This is a genomic window from Kitasatospora sp. NPDC059795, from assembly GCF_042732175.1.
GTDB lineage: Bacteria > Actinomycetota > Actinomycetes > Streptomycetales > Streptomycetaceae > Kitasatospora.
Genome location: NZ_JBHWID010000012.1, coordinates 228,428 through 245,748, shown reverse-complemented (window position 1 = coordinate 245,748; position 17,321 = coordinate 228,428). Strand labels below are relative to the sequence as shown.

Annotated in this window: 15 protein-coding genes; 3 read left to right on the top strand and 12 right to left on the bottom strand. The window is 72.1% G+C overall.

Features of this window, described 5'->3' with window-relative positions; genetic code table 11:
* Positions 1-427: 427 nt before the first annotated feature.
* Positions 428-1,693 carry a tyrosine--tRNA ligase gene (gene tyrS / locus ACFV4P_RS24640; protein WP_380474535.1) on the bottom strand — a complete coding sequence of 422 codons (1,266 nt, stop codon included), beginning with the start codon at positions 1,691-1,693 and terminating at the stop codon, positions 428-430.
* A gap of 218 nt (positions 1,694-1,911) precedes the next feature.
* Here tyrS and ACFV4P_RS24635 point away from each other — a divergent pair, with 218 nt between their 5' ends.
* Positions 1,912-2,421: an HNH endonuclease gene (locus ACFV4P_RS24635; RefSeq protein WP_380474533.1), complete on the top strand. Its 510-nt coding sequence runs from the start codon at positions 1,912-1,914 to the stop codon at positions 2,419-2,421.
* Positions 2,422-2,507: 86 nt separating this feature from the next.
* Here the strand turns inward: ACFV4P_RS24635 and ACFV4P_RS24630 are convergent, their stop codons facing one another.
* From ACFV4P_RS24630 to ACFV4P_RS24605, 6 genes are all read right to left on the bottom strand, one after another.
* Entirely contained in the window at positions 2,508-4,532 is a 2,025-nt protein-coding gene (locus ACFV4P_RS24630) for a hypothetical protein (protein ID WP_380474531.1), read from the bottom strand.
* An 86-nt stretch (positions 4,533-4,618) separates the two neighbouring features.
* Positions 4,619-4,915 carry a 4a-hydroxytetrahydrobiopterin dehydratase gene (locus ACFV4P_RS24625; protein ID WP_380474529.1) on the bottom strand — a complete coding sequence of 99 codons (297 nt, stop codon included), beginning with the start codon at positions 4,913-4,915 and terminating at the stop codon, positions 4,619-4,621.
* Positions 4,916-4,970: 55 nt separating this feature from the next.
* Positions 4,971-5,738, bottom strand: a complete 768-nt coding sequence (locus ACFV4P_RS24620) for a sulfite exporter TauE/SafE family protein (protein ID WP_380474528.1) — start codon at positions 5,736-5,738, stop codon at positions 4,971-4,973.
* Positions 5,739-5,888: 150 nt separating this feature from the next.
* Positions 5,889-6,917 (bottom strand): SPFH domain-containing protein, encoded by a 1,029-nt coding sequence (locus tag ACFV4P_RS24615; RefSeq protein WP_380474526.1) that lies wholly within the window; start codon positions 6,915-6,917, stop codon positions 5,889-5,891.
* A 10-nt stretch (positions 6,918-6,927) separates the two neighbouring features.
* Positions 6,928-7,341 (bottom strand): NfeD family protein, encoded by a 414-nt coding sequence (locus ACFV4P_RS24610; RefSeq protein ID WP_073815092.1) that lies wholly within the window; start codon positions 7,339-7,341, stop codon positions 6,928-6,930.
* 120 nt (positions 7,342-7,461) lie between these two features.
* Positions 7,462-8,253, bottom strand: a complete 792-nt coding sequence (locus ACFV4P_RS24605) for an ABC transporter ATP-binding protein (RefSeq protein WP_380474524.1) — start codon at positions 8,251-8,253, stop codon at positions 7,462-7,464.
* 132 nt (positions 8,254-8,385) lie between these two features.
* On the opposite strand from ACFV4P_RS24605, the gene ACFV4P_RS24600 reads away from it, so the two are divergent.
* Positions 8,386-9,183 carry a hypothetical protein gene (locus ACFV4P_RS24600; RefSeq protein WP_380474522.1) on the top strand — a complete coding sequence of 266 codons (798 nt, stop codon included), beginning with the start codon at positions 8,386-8,388 and terminating at the stop codon, positions 9,181-9,183.
* 2 nt (positions 9,184-9,185) lie between these two features.
* Here the strand turns inward: ACFV4P_RS24600 and ACFV4P_RS24595 are convergent, their stop codons facing one another.
* The 4 genes from ACFV4P_RS24595 to ACFV4P_RS24580 all read right to left on the bottom strand — a co-directional run bounded on the left by ACFV4P_RS24595 (position 9,186) and on the right by ACFV4P_RS24580 (position 15,113).
* Positions 9,186-9,830, bottom strand: a complete 645-nt coding sequence (locus ACFV4P_RS24595; RefSeq protein ID WP_380474520.1) for a response regulator — start codon at positions 9,828-9,830, stop codon at positions 9,186-9,188.
* On the bottom strand, positions 9,823-10,962 hold the full coding sequence (locus ACFV4P_RS24590; RefSeq protein WP_073814593.1) for a GAF domain-containing sensor histidine kinase: 1,140 nt from the start codon (positions 10,960-10,962) through the stop codon (positions 9,823-9,825). Before ACFV4P_RS24590 ends, ACFV4P_RS24595 begins: the two co-directional genes overlap by 8 nt.
* Before the next feature lie 112 nt (positions 10,963-11,074).
* Positions 11,075-12,208, bottom strand: a complete 1,134-nt coding sequence (locus tag ACFV4P_RS24585; protein ID WP_380474518.1) for an IS30 family transposase — start codon at positions 12,206-12,208, stop codon at positions 11,075-11,077.
* A 157-nt stretch (positions 12,209-12,365) separates the two neighbouring features.
* Positions 12,366-15,113 carry an FHA domain-containing protein gene (locus tag ACFV4P_RS24580; protein ID WP_380474516.1) on the bottom strand — a complete coding sequence of 916 codons (2,748 nt, stop codon included), beginning with the start codon at positions 15,111-15,113 and terminating at the stop codon, positions 12,366-12,368.
* 189 nt (positions 15,114-15,302) lie between these two features.
* Between ACFV4P_RS24580 and serB the strand changes: the two genes are divergently transcribed.
* The gene (gene serB, locus ACFV4P_RS24575; RefSeq protein ID WP_380474514.1) at positions 15,303-16,565 is read left to right on the top strand and encodes a phosphoserine phosphatase SerB; all 1,263 of its coding nucleotides are present in this window, start codon (positions 15,303-15,305) and stop codon (positions 16,563-16,565) included.
* Positions 16,566-16,641: 76 nt separating this feature from the next.
* Here the strand turns inward: serB and ACFV4P_RS24570 are convergent, their stop codons facing one another.
* Entirely contained in the window at positions 16,642-17,169 is a 528-nt protein-coding gene (locus tag ACFV4P_RS24570; RefSeq protein ID WP_380474512.1) for a SixA phosphatase family protein, read from the bottom strand.
* Positions 17,170-17,321: the final 152 nt, after the last annotated feature.

Genomic DNA, 17,321 nt, shown 5'->3' with positions numbered 1-17,321 from the left:
CATATCTGGCGTTGACTTTTGGCACGCTGTTGAGTTCTCAAGGAACGGACGCTTCCTTCGAGCCGCATTCCTGCGGACCCTCCGGGCGCTTCGTTCTTTCGTGTTTCTAGCTTATCAGATGTTTTCCGCTCCGTTTTCCGGAGTTTCATTCGATCCGATTTGCTTTTGCCTTTCGGCGCTCCCGAACTCTATCAGAGTTATTCGGTCCGCATTTCCACTCGAACTTCCGAATGGATACGCGAACAAGTCGCTCATCAGGGTTTGGGGGGCCGCCTCCCGGTCACGTCCGGTTCAGGCGACTCGGACCACCTTAGGTGCCCAGAGTCGGCGAGTCAAACATCGAGGGGCCGGATCTGGCTGGATCCGGCCCCTCGACGTGGGTGCCACAGGTCAACTGCGGTGTGTTTCAAGCCATTCGGCTCGATGCTCAGGCGCCGGCGAGCTCGACGGCGGCCAGGTTGCGCTTTCCGCGGCGGAGGACGAGCCAGCGGCCGTGCAGCAGGTCGTCGGTGGTGGCGACGGCCTCCTCGTCGGCGACCTTGGCGTTGTTCAGGTAGGCGCCGCCCTCCTTGATGGTGCGGCGGGCACCGGAGCGGCTGGGGGCCAGGCCGGATTCGACCAGGAGGTCGACGAGCTGACCGAGTTCGGTGACGGTGGCCTTGGGGACCTCGGCGAGGGCGGCGGCCAGGGTGGCGGGTTCGAGGTCGGCGAGGTCGCCCTGGCCGAACAGCGCCTTGGAGGCGGCGACGGCGCGCTCGTACTGCTCGGCGCCGTGGACGAGGGTGGTGAGCTCCTCGGCGAGGGCGCGCTGGGCGAGTCGGGCGGCGGGGCGTTCGGCGGTGTCGCGCTCCAGCTGCTCGATCTCCTCGCGGCTGCGGAAGGAGAAGATGCGCAGGAACTTGGCGACGTCCCGGTCGTCCGCGTTCAGCCAGAACTGGTAGAAGGCGTAGGGGGTGGTGAGTTCGGGGTCGAGCCAGACGGTGCCGGACTCGGTCTTGCCGAACTTGGTGCCGTCGGCCTTGGTGATCAGCGGGGTGGCGAGGGCGTGCACGGAGCGGCTCTCGGCCTTGCGGATCAGGTCGGTGCCGGCGGTCAGGTTGCCCCACTGGTCGCTGCCGCCGGTCTGCAGGGTGCAGCCGTAGCGGCGGTTCAGCTCCAGGTAGTCCATGCCCTGGAGGATCTGGTAGCTGAACTCGGTGTAGCTGATGCCCGCGTCGGAGTTGAGCCGGCGGGCCACCGCCTCCTTGGCGATCATGTTGTTGACCCGGAAGTACTTGCCGACGTCGCGCAGCAGGCTGATCGCCGACATGCCGGACGTCCAGTCCAGGTTGTTGACCATGCGCGCGGCGAACTCGCCCTCGAAGTCGAGGAAGCGGGAGATCTGGCCGCGCAGGCGCTCGACCCAGCCGGCCACCGTCTCGGGGTCGTTGAGGACGCGCTCGGCGGTGGGCTTGGGGTCGCCGATCAGGCCGGTGGCACCGCCGACCAGGCCCAGCGGGAGGTTTCCGGCCTGCTGGATGCGGCGCATGGTCAGGATCTGGACCAGGTTGCCGAGGTGCAGGCTGGGCGCGGTCGGGTCGAAGCCGCAATAGAACGTGACCGGGCCGTCCGCGAACGCCTTGCGCAGTGCGTCCTCGTCAGTGGACAGGGCGATCAGCCCGCGCCACTGGAGCTCGTCGACGATGTCGGTCACGGTCCCGCGTCTCCTTCGGTCGTGGGTCCGGCGCGGTGCGGCCGGGTGGGCCGCGCGCCTGGACAGGTTCAGCGGGGTAGAGCCTACGCGGTCGCGGCCTGCGGGTTCGGGGACAGGTCGGTGGGTGGGACGGAAATTCCGTTGTTCGGGGCGGGGCGGGCCTTCAGAGTGGTTGCCACCGCCGACCGGCGGCGCGCGAGCACCGGAGGTGGCCCGTCATGCGCAACACCCTTGTCCTGAACGCGAGCTACGAACCGCTGACCACGGTGCCGCTGCGCCGTGCGGTGGTGCTGGTCCTGCAGGACAAGGCGGTCGTCGAGCAGGCGCATCCGCTGCGGGTGGTGCGCGGCTCGGGAGTGCAGGTGCCGGTGCCGCGGGTGATCAGGCTGACCAGATACGTGCGTGTGCCGTTCCGACAACAGGCTCCGTGGTCGCGGCGGGGTGTGCTGGCGCGGGACCAGCACCGGTGCGCGTACTGCGGGAGCCGGGCCACCACCGTGGACCACCTGGTGCCGCGGTCCCGCGGTGGTGCGGACAGCTGGCTGAACACCGTGGCGGCCTGCGCGGAGGACAACCAGCGCAAGGCGGACCGGACGCCGGAGCAGGCCGGGATGCGGCTGCTGCGGCGGCCGTTCGAACCGACGCCGGAGGCGACGTTGATGCTCGCGCTCGGGCTGCGGGCGGGTGAGCTCGGGGAGCTCGCCGCCTGGCTGCCGGCGGGCGCGTAAAGGCCGACGGGCCCGACCTGATCAGGGGACAGGTCGGGCCCGTCGTCGTACGGGCGGCGGCCGGCAGCCGGGTGGCCGGCGGCCGGTCAGCTCTTGCTGCTGAAGCCGGTGGCGATGCCGAAGTTGGCGGCGTGCTCGGGGACGGCGACCACGTGCCCGGAGGCGGTGAAGACCCGTCCGGCCGAGAGCAGCGAGCCGGTGCCCAGCGGGAACGCGCCGCCCTGGGTCTCCTGGCCGCCGGCCAGCGCGAAGCGGCTGAGGTGCGCGGGCTGGTCGGCGCGCTCGTCGACGGCGACCAGCAGGCCGCCGCTGTCGACGCCGGCCGGGTGCGCCTTGCCCTTCTCGGCGATCGGGGTGCGCCACTTCGACTTGCCGGTGGCCAGGTCGTAGGCGGCGATCGCGGTGGGGTTGCCACCGCCGTCGGGGACGACCGCGGCGAACATGGTGCTGCCCTCGAAGTACACGCCGGGGACGGCGGCGAAGCTGCCGCGGGCGACGTCCAGGCGGCCGCCGCCCTCGACGGCGAGCGGGATCTCGACGCCGGGGTCGCCGTCCGCGCCCCAGGCGAAGACCCGGTCGTCGCCGGGCTGGTTGCCGGTGGTGAGGACCACGGCGGGCTCGGCGGAGAGCACCGTGACGGTCTTGGGCTGGTTGTTGAGCCCCCGCCAGTACTTGACCTTGCCGTCGGAGACGTTCAGGACCACGGCCTGGTCGCCGGGGGTGGAGTCGGCGCAGTTGCTGTGCAGCACGACGGTGGTGGCGCCGGCGCTGCCGGAGAGGCTGCAGAACTTGCCCTGGCCGGTGTACTGCCAGGCCTCGGCGCCGTCGCCGGCGGCCCAGGCGGAGGCCTTGTCGTCGCCGACCGCGATCACCTTGTCGTCGGTGACGGCGACGTGGGTGACGTACTTGTCCTTGGCGTCGGACAGCGTCTTGGACCAGGTGATCTTCCCGGCCTTGGTGTCGACGGCGGCGGCGACGGTGCACGCGCTGTTCGGGTCGGACGAGGTGCGGAAGGCGACCGCGCCGACGCCGGCGGAGTTGACGTTCGGGGACAGCCCGCAGGGGACGGCGCCGTTGCTGGGCGGGGTGAGCGTCCAGCCGGGCTTGCCGTCGGCCAGGTTGTAGGAGTGCACGCCGGTGGCGTCGGCGCGGACCACGACGTCGGCGAGCAGCCAGCTGCCGACCAGGGTGTCGTCGGCGCCCTGGGCTCCGGCGGCGGCCGGGTCGCCGGCGGTCCAGGCCTTGGTGTGGGCGACGGCGATGTTCTGGGGGGTGCCCTGGCCGCCCTTGCCGGCGGACTTGTCGCCGCCGTCGCTGTCGGAGGTGGCCAGCACGGCCGCGGTGGTCAGCACGGCGAGGGCGGCGACACCGGCGCCTATCCGGATCATGAGCCCGCGCTTGCTGGGCGCGCCGGGCCCGGAGGTGACGGCGGCACGGGCCCGGGCGGCCAGCCCGCCGGCCGCCGGCCTGTCGACCGGGTCGGCCGGGTCGGCGTCGTCTGCGGTGGCGGTGGCGGCGAGGGGGGTTGACGTGCCGTCGGCGCCGGGTGCGAACGGGTCGGCGGCGCTGGTCTGCGGGTAGTCGGAGGCGGTGACCGGGATGACCTCGGTGGCAGCGGGCTGCTGCTCGAACGCGTTCGGCGTCAGCGGCGACACCATGTCCGGCTGCGCGAACGGGTCGGCGGGCGCGTACAGCTGCTGGTCGGCCTGCGGGTAGCCGTAGGCCTGCTGCTGGTCCGCGTAGAACTGCTGCTGACCGTACGTCTGCTGGTCGCCCCAGCCCTCGGGGTGGCCCTGCTGCCGGCCGTACGCCTGGGCGTAGTCCTGCGGCTGGTAGCCCTGGTCGGGGCGGCTGTAGAGCTGCTGCTGGGCGGCCGGGTCCAGGTGTCCCCCGGGCTGCGGGTAGCCGCCGTAGGCCGCCTGCTGCTGCTCGCCGTAGACCTGCTGCGGCTGCTCCGCGTAGGCCTGCTGGTCGCCGTAGGACGGCTGCGGCTGCTCCACGTAGACCTGCTGCTCGACGTAGGCCTGCTGGTCGCCGTAGGACGGCTGCGGCTGCGGGTACCAGGGCTGCTGCTGGTCGTACCCGGGGGGCGTGGAGGGTTCCTGAGCCATGCGTTCCGTCCGTCCCGACTGCGATTTGGCACGCCAGCATCTCACGCTTCGCGGGCGGGCTTCGGCCGGGGCGTGGCGAGGGTGGGTCAGGAGGCGGTGTCGAGGGCCTGGTCGATCAGGTGGGCGAGGGTGAAGTCGAGGCCGGTCAGGCCGCCCGCGCTGTGGGTGGTGAGGAGGAAGGTGAGGGTGCGCCAGCGGATGTCGATGTCGGGGTGGTGGTCGAGGGCTTCGGCCTGTTCGGCGACGGCGTCGACGACCTTGATGGCGGTGGGGAAGCTCGCGGTCTCGGCGGTGCGGGTGAGGGCCTCGCCGGTGCGGGTCCAGTGCGGGAGGTCGGCGAGGGCGGCGTCGATCTGGTCCTCGGTGAGGCGGGTGCGGCTCATGGCGTGTCTCCGTCCGGGAGGGTGCGTCGGCTGTCGGGGCCGAGCCTACGTCGACTCAGAGGAAGAGCAGCTTGGTGACGGCGGCGAGTCCGACCACGACGATCAGGATGCGCAGCGCGACGGGCGGGAGGCGGCGTCCGATCTTGGCGCCGAGCATGCCGCCGAGGGTGGAGCCGACGGCGATCAGCAGGGCGGCGGTCCAGTTCACGGTGGAGGTGAAGACGAAGAAGATCGCGGCGACGCCGTTGACGATCAGCGCGAGGACGTTCTTGATGCCGTTGACGGTCTGCAGGGTGTCGGGGAGCAGCATGCCCATCAGGGCGAGCAGCAGGACGCCCTGGGCGGCGCCGAAGTAGCCGCCGTAGACGCCGGTGAGGGCGATCAGGAACAGCAGCAGCGGGCCGCCGTCGGTGGCGGGCGGCAGGGTGCCGGCGGCGCGGCGGGCGGCCATGGCGCGGGCGACCCGGGGTTGCACCACGACGAGGACCAGGGCGGTGAGGATGAGGACGGGGACGATGGCGTCGAAGGCCTTGCCGGGGAGCACGATCAGCAGGGCGGCGCCGATGAGTCCGCCGGTCAGTGAGGCGGCGCCGTAGCGGAGCAGGCGGCGGCCCTGGCCGGCGAGTTCGGCGCGGTAGCCGATGGCGCCGGCGAGCGAGCCGGGGGCCAGGCCGAGGGTGTTGGAGACGTTGGCGGTGACGGGCGGCAGGCCGACGGCGAGCAGGACGGGGAAGGTGATCAGGGTGCCGGAGCCGACGATGACGTTGATGGTGCCGGCGGCGGTTCCGGCGAGCAGGACGGCGAGCGCCTCCCACAGTGTCATCTGCTTCCCCTTTGATCGCTACTGTCGGGCCGGTCGATCATGCCGGAGGCCGCGGCGTTTGGCCAGAGCCGGTCCGCGATCCGGTCGGGGCCCAACACGGCCGCAGGCCCCGCCAGTTGGTTCCGGCGGGGCCTGCGGGGGCGGAGCTGCTTACTCGTCGATCTTCGGGTACTCGCGGGTGGGCTCGACCCGCGGGCGGAGGGTCTTGTCGGTGTCCACCGGGCGCGGGGCGCTGGTGGGGTCGACCGGGACGCGGGCGGCGGCCGGGGGGACGGGCGGGGCGACGGGGGCCGCGCCGTTGCCGCCGCCGGTGGCGCCCTGGAAGGCGCCGCCGAGGCCCTTGAGCGCGTCGCCGACCTCGCTGGGGATGATCCACAGCTTGTTGGCGTCGCCCTTGGCGAGCTCCGGCAGGGTCTGCAGGTACTGGTAGGCGAGCAGCTTCTGGTCGGCGTCGCCCTCGTGGATGGCCTCGAAGACGGTGCGGATCGCGGCGGCCTCACCGTCGGCCTTCAGCACCGCGGCCTGGGCCTCGCCCTCGGCCTGGAGGACGGCGGCCTGCTTCTCACCCTCGGCGCGCAGGATCTGGGCCTGCCGGGCGCCTTCGGCGGTGAGGATCGCGGCGCGCTTGTCACGGTCGGCGCGCATCTGCTTCTCCATCGAGTCCTGGATGGAGGTCGGCGGCTCGATGGCCTTGAGCTCGACGCGGTTGACCCGGATGCCCCAGCGGCCGGTGGCCTCGTCGAGGACGCCGCGCAGGCCGGCGTTGATGACCTCGCGGGAGGTCAGGGTGGATTCGAGGTCCATGGAGCCGATGATGTTGCGCAGGGTGGTGACGGTCAGCTGCTCGATGGCCTGGATGTAGCTGGCGACCTCGTAGGTCGCGGCCCGGGGGTCGGTCACCTGGTAGTAGATGACGGTGTCGATGTTGACGACCAGGTTGTCCGAGGTGATGACCGGCTGCGGCGGGAACGGGACGACCTGCTCGCGCAGGTCGATCCGGTTGCGGATGGTGTCGATGAACGGCACCACGATGTTCAGACCGGCGCTGAGGGTGCGGGTGTAACGGCCGAAGCGCTCCACGATCGCGGCGCTGGCCTGCGGAATCACCTGGATCGTCTTGATCAGGGCGATGAAGGCCACCACGACCAGGACGATCAGCACGATGAGGACGGGTTCCAACGCTTCTCCCCTAGATGACCAGGGCGGTCGCGCCCTGGATTTCGACGACGTCGACCTGCTGGCCGGGCTCGAAGACCGAGCCCGGGTGGAGCGCCCGGGCGGACCAGATCTCGCCGTTCAGCTTGATCCGGCCGCCCTCCCCTCCATCGACGGTTTCCTGTACCACTGCGGTGGCGCCGGTCAGCGCCTCCACGCCCGAGCGGTAGCCCGGGCCCTGCTTCAACTGGCGGTAGGCGATCGGGCGTACGAACACCAGGAGCGCCGCCGACACTCCGACGAACACCAGGAACTGCGGAACCACGCCGCCGCCCACCCCGGCTGTCAGGGCGGCCGCGCCGGCGCCGACCGCGAGCATGGCGAATTCGGGCATCGCGGTCACCACCAGCGGAATGCCCAGGCCCACTGCGAGCAGCAGCCACCAGATCCAGCCGTCCACGCGTCCATCCTAGGGAAGTTCGAGCTCTTCAGGCGTAGCTTCCCGCAGCTGGGGGTGCGGAAACCGGCCAGGTGTGCGACCGGCTCCCCAGTGGTCCGGATCCGGCCGTCAGCCGAGCGGCAGGCCCTGCGCGGTCCAGCGGTCGCCGCGCTGCTCCAGGGTCAGCGGCAGGCCGAAGCAGTGCGAGAGGTTGCGGGCGGTGAGGGTGGTCCCGATCGGACCGGCGGTCATGACCTTGCCTTGTCGGATCATCAGCACGTGGGTCATGCCGGGGACGATCTCCTCCACGTGGTGGGTGACCATCACCATGGACGGCGCGTACTCGTCCTGGGCGAGCGCGGCGAGGCGGCGCACCAGGTCCTCGCGGCCGCCGAGGTCGAGGCCGGCGGCGGGCTCGTCCAGCAGCAGCAGCTCGGGGTCGGTCATCAGGGCGCGGGCGATCAGGGTGCGCTTGCGCTCGCCTTCGGAGAGGGTGCCGAACTTGCGGTCGGTGAAGCCGGCCATGCCGAGGCGGTCGAGCAGCACCAGGGCGCGGGCCTCGTCGGGCTGGTCGTAGGTCTCCTTGCCGTGCACGGTCAGGCCCCAGGCGGCGGTCAGCACGCTCTCCAGCACGGTCTGGTTGCCCGGCAGCTTGTCGAACATGGCGGCGCTGGCCAGACCGATCCGGGCCCGCTGCTCGAACACGTCGATCTGGTCGAGCTTCTCACCGAGCACCACGGCCTGGCCCGAGCTCGGGAACAGGTACGCGCCGGCGATCTGGAGGAGGGTCGTCTTGCCCGCGCCGTTGGGGCCGAGCACCACCCAGCGCTCGCCCTCCTTGACCGTCCAGGACACGTGATCGACGAGTGCGCGCCCCTCCCGGACCACGGAAACGTCCACCAGTTCCAGCACGTCGCTCATGCCTACGCCTTCCCCAAATGCAAGAAACCGGCCGTCCGTGGAACCTGCGCGAAGGTCCTCGGGGTGCGGTCCAACCTGTGTCAGGCCAAACCTACGCCACCCGCCCCGCCCGGTTGTCCGTAGGCTGGTCCGATGCTCGCGACTCCTGCCGACAATCCGTACCAAGAGCCCCGTTCGGGGCGACTCACCGCCTGGGGCAACGCGCTGCTGGCCGGTGCCAGCTCCCCCGACGACGCGGCGACGGCCGTTCAGGGCGCTGACGACGCCCACCGGGTGACCGGGCTGCCCGGCGAGGAGCCGGACTCGCTGCACGGGCTCACCTGGGCGCTGGGGCGGCTGCGCGTGCTGGGCGCGAAGGGCCTGCGGCTGGCGCTGCCGGCGGCCGGGCACCCGCTGGGGCTGACCGGCCCGCCGGCCTTCAACGCGCTGGCGCTGGGCGCCGGGGAGGCGGTCGTGGCGGTGGGCGTCCCGTACGGGCTGGTGCCGGAGGTCGAGGTGTACGGCCCGGAGGGCGACCAGGGCGTGCGGGTGCTGTGGCAGTGCCTGCCGGTCAACGACGCGCTGCCCGCGGACGTGCCCTCGCTGGACGAGGCGGAGCGCGAACTCGCGGACAGCCTGCGGCAGGCGACCGTCATGCTGACCCGGCTGGACGTGGCCGGGGCCGGACCGGAGACGCTGCGCGCCCTGGAGGACTTCCGCCGCCGCGGCCACCACGAGCTGCTCGCGCCCGGCTACCCGCCGCGCGCGGTGCGGGTGCTGGAGTCGGCCCGGCAGGTGTCGGCGCTGCTGGGGATCGCGGCGGGCGGCCACGGTGCGGCGGTGTCCGCGTCCGAGATGGCGGCCCGGCGGGAGATCCTCGCCCCGCTGGACCGCACCGCCCGGCGGGCCCAGGTCGCGGCGTACAACGCGGTCGTGGACGAGCGCGGCTGAGCTCAGCCCTGGTTGCGGACCGCCCACAGCGCCGCCTGGGTGCGGTCCGCGACGTCCAGCTTCATCAGGATGTTCGACACGTGCGTCTTCACGGTCTTCTCGGACAGGTGGAGCGCGCGGGCGATCTCCCGGTTGGAGCGGCCGTCGGCGAGGTGCGAGAGGACTTCCCGCTCGCGGTCGGTGAGGCTGCCGCCGCGGCCCTGCGGGGGCGCGGGGACGTCCTCGGCGAGCAGGGCGGCGGCGAGTTCGGGCTGCAGCAGGACGTGCCCGGCGTGCACCGAGCGGATCGCCCCGGCCAGTGCCTCCGGGTCGACGTCCTTGTACACGTAGCCGGCCGCGCCGGCCCGCAGCGCGGGGACCATGGTGCGGTGCTCGGTGAAGCTGGTGACGATCAGCACCTTGGCCGGGTTGTGCTGTTCGCGCAGCAGCCGCAGCGCCTCGATGCCGTCCACCCGGGGCATCTTGAGGTCCATCAGCACCACGTCGGGGGCGAGCACGGCGGCCTGTTCGACGGCCTCCGCGCCGTCGGCGGCCTCGCCGACGACCTCGATGTCGTCCTGCACCTCCAGGAAGGTGCGCAGGCCGCGCCGGACGACCTGGTGGTCGTCCACCAGCAGGACGCGGATCGGTGACGCGGTGTCAGGCACCGGGGACCTCCATTTCGACCAGGGTGCCCCGGCCCGGGGCGGACTCCAGGGACAGTCGGCCGCCGACCGCGGCGGCCCGGTCGCGCATCGACACCAGGCCGAGGTGGCGGCCGGCCCGGCGGACCGATTCGGGGTCGAAGCCGCGGCCGTCGTCGGCGACGGTCAGCTTCACGCCGCGGCCGGCGGTGCCGGTGAGGGTGACGGTGACGGCCTTCGCCCCGGCGTGCCGCAGCGCGTTGTGCAGCGCCTCCTGGGCGACCCGCAGCACCGCCGACTCCTGCCCGGCGGGCAGCGCGCGCACGCCGGTGGCGGTGAACCGGACGGTGGCGCTGTGCGCCCGGTCGAGCACCTGGATCTGCGAGGCGAGGGTGGCGACCAGGCCGTCCTCCTCCAACGCGGCGGGCCGCAACTCGACCACCACGGCGCGCAGTTCGTCGGCGGCCTCGGCGGCCAGCCGGGCCACCTCGGCGAGGTTGTCGCGGGCCCGGGCGGGGTCGCGTTCGACCAGGGTGGCGGCGGCGCGGGCGGTGAGGCGCAGCGAGAAGAGCTTCTGCGAGACGGCGTCGTGCAGGTCGTGCGCGATCCGGGCGCGTTCGCCGGAGAGCGTGAGTTCGCGGCTGCGTTCGTACAGCCGGGCGTTGCCGAGGGCGAGGGCGGCGTGCGCGACCAGGATCCGCAGCAGGGCCTCGTCGTGCTCGGTGAACCCGCCGGGCTTGTTGGCCAGGTACAGGGCGCCGGCGATCTCGTCCTCGTCCATGATCGGCATGCCGAGGAAGTCGGTCATGTCGGGATGCGCCTCCGGCCAGCCGCCGAAGTCGGGCGCGGTGTGGACGTCCTTGAGCCGGGTCGGTTCGCGGTCGTGCAGCATCGAGGCGAGCACGCCGTGCTGGCGGGGCAGCGGGCCGATCGCCCGCCACTGCTCGTCGCTGACGCCGTCCACCACGAACTGGGCGAAGCCGCCGTGGTCGTCGGGCAGGCCGAGGGCGGCGTACTCGGCGCCGAGCAGGGTGCGCGCGGAGGCGGTGATCCGGCGCAGCACCTCCCGCACTTCGAGCGGTCGGCTCATCGCCAGTACGGCGGCGCTGACCGCCTCGATCCCCTCCAGCGAGGGGTCGCACCCGGGACTCTCCATGCGGCCACGCTACCGCCGCGATCATGGCTGCCGCCTCGGGCGGGGGACCTACGTCGAAGGGCCGGGGAGCGTGGGCGGTTTCTAGGGGTCGTTGCAACACGTGGTCGGTTGTCTAGGCCGCGATGAGTTTAGCGAGACGCTCGGCTGGGGTTTCCCAGTCGAGCGTTTTGCGTGGGCGGCGGTTGAGCTGGTCGGCGACGGCGGCGAGGTGTTCGGGGGTGTGGACGGACAGGTCGGTGCCCTTGGGGAAGTACTGCCGCAGCAGGCCGTTCGTGTTCTCGTTCGAGCCGCGCTGCCAGGGGCTGCCCGGGTCGCAGAAGTAGACCGGGATGTCGGTGGCGAGGGTGAAGCCCCGGTGAGCGGCCATCTCCGCGCCCTGGTCCCAGGTCAGCGAGCGTTTCAGCTCGACGGGGAGTGTCCGGGCGGTGGCGACCAGGGCGTCGCGCACGTGTTCTGCGGCACGGCCGTTCGGCAGGTGCAGGAGCATGACGTAGCGGGTCGAGCGCTCGACCAGGGTGCCGATCGCCGATTTGCTGTCCTTGCCGATGATCAGGTCGCCCTCCCAGTGTCCGGGAACTGCCCGGTCCTCGGCTTCGGCGGGGCGTTCGCCGATCATGACCATCGGGTCGGCGAAGCGCGGCTGGCGACGGTTGGCCTGCCGCTGGGGCCTGCGACGGGCCCGGCCGGAGCGCAGGGCGCCGGCGAGCTCACGGCGGAGCTCGCCCCGGCCCTGGACGTAGAGGGCCTGATAGACGGTTTCGGGCACGACGTGCATCTCCGGCCGGTCGGGGAACCTGGTCCGCAGAGCGTGGCATATCTGCTCCGGGCTCCACCGTTCGTCCAGCAACTCCCGCACCACCGAGTGCAGTTCCGGGTTCGAGAGGATCTTGCGGGGCTTGGGGCGGGGCCGGCGGGCATCGGAGCGGGCCTGGGCCGCGTGCGGCCGGTGGGCGCCGCTGCCGGGGTGCCCGTTGCGGTGGATCTCCCGGCTGACCGTGGAGGGGCTGCGGCCCAGCTCCGCGGCGATCGCCCGGATCGTGGCCCTCTCCCGCAGACGGTCGGCGATGTGGAGGCGCTCGTCCTCGGTCAGGTACCTGGACGGACCGGAAGGCGGCACCACCGCGTCGATGGGTGGCGCCGCCTTCTGCCGGCGGTCCGCGCTGCGGCCGTTGCGCCACTTGCGGCCGGTCCCGCTGTCGATGCCGATGATCCGGCACGCCTGCGCGTTGGTGAGGCCCTGCTCCATGAGCCGGGAGTATGCCTCCCGCTCCCGGCTCAGTTTCACAGGCCCCTGGGCCGTCCGGTCCTCACGGATCTCGAAGTCCAATGCATCCCCTGAACTGGGGTGTTGCAACGACTCCTAGAACCCAAGCACGCGGGGCGGCCCTGTTCCGATCGGATGATCAGCCCTTCTGCATGACCTCGGGCTCGTGGCGCTTCTGGAAGCGCTGGATGGCGAAGGCCAGGCCGACGGAGATGGCGATCATCATGAACCAGTTGAGGAACATGATCCCGGCGGAGTGGTCCCACAGGGTGTCGTACGGGCCGGTCTCCGGGGGCTTGACGACCACGACCGGGGAGATGTGCGCCAGGTCGAGGGTGTTGCCGCTGGCGGAGACGCCCCAGCGGGCGGGCATCAGCCAGGCGAACTGCTCCAGGCCGGGCTTGTCGAAGAGCTGGAAGATCGCGCCGGTGAACACCATCTGCACGATGGCGAACATGACCAGCAGCGGCATGGTCTTCTCGGAGGTCTTCACCAGCGAGGAGATGGCCAGGCCGACCATCATCGAGGTGAAGCTGAGCAGCATCACGCCGATCGACATCTCGGCGGCGGGCAGGTGCTTGAGCAGCAGGCCCTCGGCGGGCAGGGTGCGGACCTTGAAGGCGATGGCGGAGATGATGCCGCCCTGCAGGAAGCTGATCGCGCCCAGCACGATGATCTTCGACAGCAGGTACGCCGTCCGGGACAGGCCGGTGGCGCGTTCCCGTTCGTAGATCGCCCGTTCCTTGATCAGCTCGCGGACCGAGTTCGCCGAGCCGGACAGGCAGGCGGAGAACGCGACGACCATCAGGATCAGGCGGGCCACGTCGTTGCGGCCGTTGCTGGCGCAGGGCGCCAGGCCGCACTTGTCGGGGATCACCGCGGAGACCGCGCCGAGCACCAGTGGCAGCAGCAGGGACAGCAGGATGAAGCCCCGGTCGGAGGCGATCACCGACAGGTAGCGGCGGATCAGCGTCCACAGCTGGGAGCCCCAGCTCTGCGGCTTGGGCGGGCGCAGCTGGGTGAGCGCGTTGGGCTGGGCCTGGGTGACGGCGGCGTCCACGTTGGCCGAGTACTGCTGGTAGTGCACCGAATTGCGGTAGCGGCCGGCCCAGTCGTGGTCGGGGTAGTTCTCGAAGGCCTGGAAGACGTCGGCCCAGGTCTCGTAGCCGAAGAAGTGCAGGGCTTCGCCGGGCGGGCCGAAGTAGGCCACCGAGCCGCCGGGCGCCATCACCAGCAGCCGGTCGCAGAGCGCGAGTTCGGCCACCGAGTGGGTGACGACCAGGACGGTGCGGCCGTCGTCGGCGAGGCCGCGCAGGGTCTGCATGACCTCGCGGTCCATGCCCGGGTCGAGGCCGGAGGTCGGCTCGTCCAGGAAGATCAGCGAGGGCTTGGTGAGCAGTTCCAGGGCCACCGAGACGCGCTTCTGCTGGCCGCCGGAGAGCGCGGTGATGCGGTTGTCGGCGCGCTTGTCCAGGCGCAGTTCGTACAGCACCTCGTCGATCCGGCGCTCGCGCTCGGCGGCCTCGGTGTCGCCGGGGAAGCGCAGCCGGGCCGCGTACTTGAGGGCGGTGCGGACGGTGAGTTCCTTGTGCAGGATCTCGGACTGCGGCACCAGGCCGATCCGGGAGCGCAGTTCGGCGAACTGGCGGTAGAGGTTGCGGCCGTCGTACAGCACGTCGCCGCGGTCGGCGGGCCGGTAGCCGGTGAGGGCGCGCAGCAGGGTGGACTTGCCGGAGCCGGACGGGCCGATCACGGCGACCAGCGACTTCTCCGGGACGGAGAACGACACGTCGTTGAGCAGGATCTTCTTGCCGCCCTTGAAGTCGACCTCGACGGTCAGGTGGTGGGCGGAGAAGGTGACGGCGCCGTTGTCGACGAACTCCTGCAACTGGTCGCCGACCAGCACGAAGGAGGAGTGGCCGACGGTGAGCCGGTCCTGCGGGCCCATCAGCTGGCGGCGGGTCGGCTGGCCGTTCAGGAAGATCCCGTTGTGGCTGCCGAGGTCGACGATCTCCCAGCGGCCGTCCGGCAGTTGGCGCAGTTCGGCGTGGTGCCGGGAGACCTGGAGGTCGGAGACGACGATGTCGTTGTCCAGGGCGCGGCCGATCCGGATGGTCCGGCCGCCGCTCAGGCTGCGGATCATGGTCGGGCTGCCGAGCCCGCCGGCCGGCGCGGACGGCTGCGGCTGCTGCGGCGGCTGGAACTGCTGCTGCACGGGCGGCTGCGGCTGCTGGTACTGCTGCTGCTGTTGCTGTTGCGGGAACGGCGGCTGCGCGACGGGCGCCCCGCCCTGCGCCGGGAAGCCCTGCTGCTGCGGGAAGGGCTGCTGCTGCGGCGGCGGGAAGCCCTGCTGCTGCGGGAAGCCGGGCCGCGGGGTGGGGGCGTCCCAGCCCTGCGGGATCGGCTGCTCGACCGGCGGCAGGTGCCCGGGCCGGGCGGCCGGGCCGGGCCCGAACGGCGGCTGCTGGTACGGCGGCTGCGCCTGCGGGCCGGGCGCCCGGCTGGTGACGGCCTCGTGCAGCACCTCGGGCCGGCCGGGCGCGGGCGCGCCGGCGGGCGCGGTGAACGCCAGTCGGGGTCCGTTCTGCCCGTTGCCGAGGTGCACCACGGTGCCGGGGTGGACGGCGCTGTGCTGGACCCGCGCCCCGGCCACGAAGGTGCCGTTGGTGGAGCCGTGGTCGGTGAACTGCCAGGCCGCGCCGTCGAACGCGATGGTGGCGTGCCGCCAGGAGACCCTGGCGTCGTCGAACGGGAAGTCCGACGCCGGGTCACGGCCGATGGTGTAGGCACGGCCGGGTTCGAGTACCCGCTGCCGGCCGTCGATTTCTAGTACGAGTTGCGGCAACTCTCCGCCCGCCCCGCTCTCCGGTCCCCCAGGATGTTGCATCTGACGGGGGGAATCATTCCAGCCGGGGCGGCGTGCCCGGAACCCGGGACACGGTTCTGTGACCGCTCGGGCACCGCTCCGGCACCGCTCCGGCACCGCTCGCGGACCTGCCGGGGCGTCCGCCGGGTGTCCCACGACGCGGACGCGGGCGACTCCCGCGCGGGGGCTCCGGGTAGCGTGGGAGGCACCATGAACGCAACAGATCCGGCCGCTCAGGCCCTTTCCGCCGCGCCGCCCGTGAACACCGACAACGAGCGAACGCTGCTGGTCAAGGTGTTCGGCAAGGACCGCCCCGGGATCACCGCGGGCCTGTTCACCCAGCTCGCCGACTTCGGGGTCGAGGTGATCGACATCGAGCAGGTGGTCACCCGTGGCCGGATAACGCTGTGCGCGCTGGTCACTCCCCCGCCCGCGCCGGGCGCGGAGGGTTCGCTGCGGGTGACGGTGCACCGCTGGGCCGAGGAGCACCGGCTGCAGGCCGAGATCATCTCCGGCACCGGCGACAACCGTCCGCGCCGCGAGGGGCGTTCGCACGTCACGGTGCTCGGCCACCCGCTGACCGCGGCCGCGGTGGCGGCGCTGTCGGCCCGGGTCTCGGAGGCCGACGGCAACATCGACCGGGTGTTCCGCCTGGCCAAGTACCCGGTGACGGCGGTGGAGCTGACCATCTCCGGCGTGCCCACCGAGGAGCTGCGCGCGGTGCTGGCGGCGGAGGCGGCCGTGCAGCGGGTGGACATCGCGGTGGTCCGCTCGGGGCTGCACCGGCGGGCCAAGCGCCTGGTGGTGATGGACGTCGACTCCACGCTGATCCAGGACGAGGTGATCGAGCTGTTCGCCGCCCACGCGGGCTGCGAGGAGCAGGTCGCCGAGGTGACGGCGCAGGCGATGCGCGGCGAGCTGGACTTCGCCGAGTCGCTGCGCGCCCGGGTGGCGCTGCTGGCGGGCCTGGACGCGGCGGTCACCGAGAAGGTCCGCTCCGAGGTCCGACTGACCCCCGGCGCCCGGACCCTGATCCGCACCCTGAAGCGGCTCGGCTACCAGGTGGCGATCGTCTCCGGCGGTTTCACCCAGGTCACCGAGCACCTGGTGGAGCGTCTGGGCCTGGACTTCGCGGCCGCCAACACCCTGGAGGTGGTGGACGGCAGGTTCACCGGCAAGGTCACCGGCGAGATCGTCGACCGGGCCGGCAAGGCCCGCTGGCTGGCCCGGTTCGCCGAGCAGGCCGGGGTGCCGCTGGAGCAGACGGTGGCGATCGGCGACGGCGCCAACGATCTGGACATGCTGAACGCGGCGGGCCTGGGCGTGGCGTTCAACGCCAAGCCGGTGGTCCGCCAGCAGGCCGACACCGCGGTGAACGTGCCGTTCCTGGACACCGTGCTGTACCTGCTGGGCATCACCCGCGAAGAGGTCGAGGCGGCCGACGAGCTGGACGGCACGCCCACCGAGGACTGACGGCAGCACGAAGGGGGCGGGGTCCGACGACCCCGCCCCCTTTTTTCGTCCCGTGGGTCAGTCCTGCGGCATGAAGTCAGTCCTGCGGCATGAAGTACGAGTCGAGCCGGGCCACGCCGGGCTCGACCAGCTTCCACGGGCCGTTCAGGCTGAGCACGGCCACCGCGGCGGGCGGGAAGCCGTTGAGCCGCATCCGGTTGAGCTCCTCGACGTCGCCCTCGTCGCCGGCCAGCACCTGGGTCAGGCCCAGCACGCCGGGGTTGTGGCCGACCAGCAGCAGGTCGGCGTGCTCCTCGGGGGTCTCCTGGATCACCTCGATCAGCCGCCCGGGCTGGGCCTCGTACACCCGGTCCTCGTAGACCGTCTTCCGGGGACGCTTGGGCAGCTCGTGGGCGACCAGCTTCCAGGTCTCCCGGGTGCGCAGCGCGGTGGAGCACAGGACGTGGTCGGGGTTGACGCCGGAGTCGGCGAGCCAGCGGCCGGCCTCGGTGGCCTGGCCGCGCCCGCGGTCGGCCAGCGGGCGGTCGTGGTCGTCGACCTGGTTGGGCCAGTCGGCCCGGGCATGGCGGAGAACGATGATCCTACGAGGGGTGTCGGCGCTCATACCCCTAGAGCTTCGCAGAAAACTGCCGCCCGGGCGCGGGGTCGCGGAAGCTGCCACCCCTGTGGGGGGGGGGCTTCGCCCGGCCCGGGACGCCCGGTATGGGGGGGCGGCGGCCATGTATGCCGGCCCCCCACCCAACCCCCGCGAAACCC

Bases quoted from the DNA above. Each gene is read 5' to 3' on its own strand.
- ACFV4P_RS24635 (WP_380474533.1), top strand. From the start codon at position 1,912: ATGCGCAACACCCTTGTCCTGAACGCGAGCTACGAACCGCTGACCACG.
- ACFV4P_RS24630 (WP_380474531.1), bottom strand. From the start codon at position 4,532: ATGGCTCAGGAACCCTCCACGCCCCCCGGGTACGACCAGCAGCAGCCC.
- ACFV4P_RS24625 (WP_380474529.1), bottom strand. From the start codon at position 4,915: ATGAGCCGCACCCGCCTCACCGAGGACCAGATCGACGCCGCCCTCGCC.
- ACFV4P_RS24620 (WP_380474528.1), bottom strand. From the start codon at position 5,738: ATGACACTGTGGGAGGCGCTCGCCGTCCTGCTCGCCGGAACCGCCGCC.
- ACFV4P_RS24605 (WP_380474524.1), bottom strand. From the start codon at position 8,253: ATGAGCGACGTGCTGGAACTGGTGGACGTTTCCGTGGTCCGGGAGGGG.
- ACFV4P_RS24600 (WP_380474522.1), top strand. From the start codon at position 8,386: ATGCTCGCGACTCCTGCCGACAATCCGTACCAAGAGCCCCGTTCGGGG.
- ACFV4P_RS24590 (WP_073814593.1), bottom strand. From the start codon at position 10,962: ATGGAGAGTCCCGGGTGCGACCCCTCGCTGGAGGGGATCGAGGCGGTC.
- ACFV4P_RS24585 (WP_380474518.1), bottom strand. From the start codon at position 12,208: ATGGAGCAGGGCCTCACCAACGCGCAGGCGTGCCGGATCATCGGCATC.
- ACFV4P_RS24580 (WP_380474516.1), bottom strand. From the start codon at position 15,113: ATGCAACATCCTGGGGGACCGGAGAGCGGGGCGGGCGGAGAGTTGCCG.
- serB (WP_380474514.1), top strand. From the start codon at position 15,303: ATGAACGCAACAGATCCGGCCGCTCAGGCCCTTTCCGCCGCGCCGCCC.
- ACFV4P_RS24570 (WP_380474512.1), bottom strand. From the start codon at position 17,169: ATGAGCGCCGACACCCCTCGTAGGATCATCGTTCTCCGCCATGCCCGG.